The sequence below is a fragment of the Acinetobacter gerneri DSM 14967 = CIP 107464 = MTCC 9824 genome (assembly GCF_000368565.1).
Taxonomy (GTDB): domain Bacteria; phylum Pseudomonadota; class Gammaproteobacteria; order Pseudomonadales; family Moraxellaceae; genus Acinetobacter; species Acinetobacter gerneri.
The window spans coordinates 1-1,945 of record NZ_KB849516.1; the positions used below are offsets into that span (position 1 = coordinate 1).

Annotated in this window: 4 protein-coding genes; 2 read left to right on the plus strand and 2 right to left on the minus strand. The window is 35.4% G+C overall.

Going from position 1 to position 1,945, the window contains the following annotated elements; translation table 11 throughout:
• Positions 1–36: 36 nt before the first annotated feature.
• Positions 37–333, minus strand: coding sequence for a BrnT family toxin (locus F960_RS00080; protein WP_004845180.1), 297 nt, complete (start codon positions 331–333; stop codon positions 37–39).
• Between the two features lie 83 nt (positions 334–416).
• On the opposite strand from F960_RS00080, the gene F960_RS00085 reads away from it, so the two are divergent.
• Together F960_RS00085 and F960_RS00090 are read left to right on the plus strand one after the other, a co-directional pair.
• Positions 417–809: a hypothetical protein gene (locus F960_RS00085; RefSeq protein WP_004845181.1), complete on the plus strand. Its 393-nt coding sequence runs from the start codon at positions 417–419 to the stop codon at positions 807–809.
• Between the two features lie 48 nt (positions 810–857).
• A complete protein-coding gene (locus F960_RS00090) occupies positions 858–1,400 on the plus strand; it encodes a hypothetical protein (protein WP_004845182.1) in 543 nt (180 codons plus the stop codon).
• Between the two features lie 66 nt (positions 1,401–1,466).
• Here the strand turns inward: F960_RS00090 and F960_RS22145 are convergent.
• A partial coding sequence (locus tag F960_RS22145; protein ID WP_004845183.1) for a hypothetical protein occupies positions 1,467–1,945 on the minus strand: 479 nt, incomplete at its 5' end.

Sequence of the window (1,945 nt, forward strand, 5' to 3'; positions counted from 1 at the left end):
GCATTGGTAGGGTCAAAATTTTTATAGCGTTCTAGTTCATTTTGCATTGCTGTACCTCCGCTTTTGGTGATGTGATGGTTCAAATGCAGTGATTATTCTCGCAACATCTCCACGTTCAACCCAAACCACTGTTAGTAGTCTACCACGATTGCTTAAACCGACTGATATTAGTCGTTGTTCGTCATAATGTCCCACATCATCAAAAGATATCAATGCGGGATCAAGGAAAATACTACACACTTCCTCAAACGTAATCTCACGCCCTCTATAGACCAACTCCATTTTTTGGTCATGCCATTCAAATAACAAGCCGTAATACTCAATCAGTGGCATAACTCTCTCTTTTACCTAATAAATTGACTTTATCTTTAAATCAGACTATTTATTAAAAATAATATAAAAATAGGATTTAAAAAATGTCTAACAATATTGATGAAATATTAAAACTAAATACAGAAGACCTGTACAAGCTTATGGAAGCTGATGATGCAATTGATGTTGATATCAGCCTTGAAGACCTTAGTAGTCTAGGTATTGATGAAAGTTTAGGTGAAAAAGCTACAACTGATTTACTTTCCAAAGCAAAATTGTCTCTACCAGTTGCACCGATACAAAATAGTTTACGAAAAATCTGGCCTAAAGTTAGATTTGTAATATGTACAATATATAAAAACGATCCGAAGATTGGAGAAAAAGAGCTTATAGATGCTGTAATAGCAGCGTTAGGGATATCAGGAAACTGGGCAATAGCGTTAGTAGCCTTAGCGTTGAAATTAGGTTTAGATAAACTTTGTTCCATATATAAATAGTTTATATTATATGGGCTTACAGATATTAATTAGGTCAGGGGAAAACTTATGATTAAATCTCTTATTAAAATAATTATTCCATTAGCTTCTGTCCTTGTAATAAATGAAGCCTATGCGAAAGATATTCGTTATGTCTATTGCACTACAACACTTGTTGGAAATGGCGGTGCTAATTACCAACCTGTTCGACAAGATCAGGTTGTACTATTTTCTCCTATTTTTAAAGTAGACGTACACAATGATGATGGTGCATCTTCCGTTAATTTTTCAGGTGACTTTGAAAATTCTATTTTCAATGACAGAAAAGATAGTAGAACATTTGCATCTCAACAAATCAAAGATGTTGGCTTAAATCAAAGGGGTTGCAATTTCGAATCAAAATCTTTAGAACAAGCTAAAAATAGCTTCGATCGACAATATATTGAACAAAAAAATCTGAAGCCTAACTTTCAGCAGCAGTGTAGATATATTGCTACCTATTCTTGGATTCCTAAAAATTACACTGCACTTTATCCATCAAAAAAACCAACCTCTTCAACATATAAAGCATTAATTCAACCATGCGATGAAAATGAAGTTATTTATAAATAACTTCATTTATTAAATATCATTTTCCAAAAATTTTCCCTCGATCTTACGCAGGTCGGGGTTTCTTATTCATTTCGGATCTATAACACAAAAATCGCCATTTTTTCCATATCCGCATTGCTTTTTCATCACTCGGACGCACGTTTTAGATTCTTCTCCAACGGTACAGCTTCCAATATCAAACTGGATTCCCTGTTGTCTTAAACTCTCGATCTGAGGGATATTGCCTAAAGGTTTGATGTAAACCACAAATAACCAAGTCATAGCCAGCATCAAAATGGTAAAAGCACCTAAAACAATGGCGATTAACTTCCATGACCATTGATGAATCACTGAATCAATCGAATTATTCAGGCGTCCAAGTGCCTTAGCGGTCTTGATAAGCTCTGCTGTACCTTCCTGTAAGCCCGTATTTAGCGATTTTGATACGGTGCTATGGGTTTGCCCTGCGATGACCTTTTGAATGCGTTCTTCGGTGATTTGAAGCTCTTTAACAGCCTGATTGACTAGGTTCTGCTGTTGTTCTGCAACTGCCATCAGTGCATATA

What these genes read in the sequence shown, in the direction of transcription:
- F960_RS00080 (WP_004845180.1), bottom strand. Translation starts at nt 333, where the DNA reads ATGCCACTGATTGAGTATTACGGCTTGTTATTTGAATGGCATGACCAA.
- F960_RS00090 (WP_004845182.1), top strand. Translation starts at nt 858, where the DNA reads ATGATTAAATCTCTTATTAAAATAATTATTCCATTAGCTTCTGTCCTT.
- F960_RS00085 (WP_004845181.1), top strand. Translation starts at nt 417, where the DNA reads ATGTCTAACAATATTGATGAAATATTAAAACTAAATACAGAAGACCTG.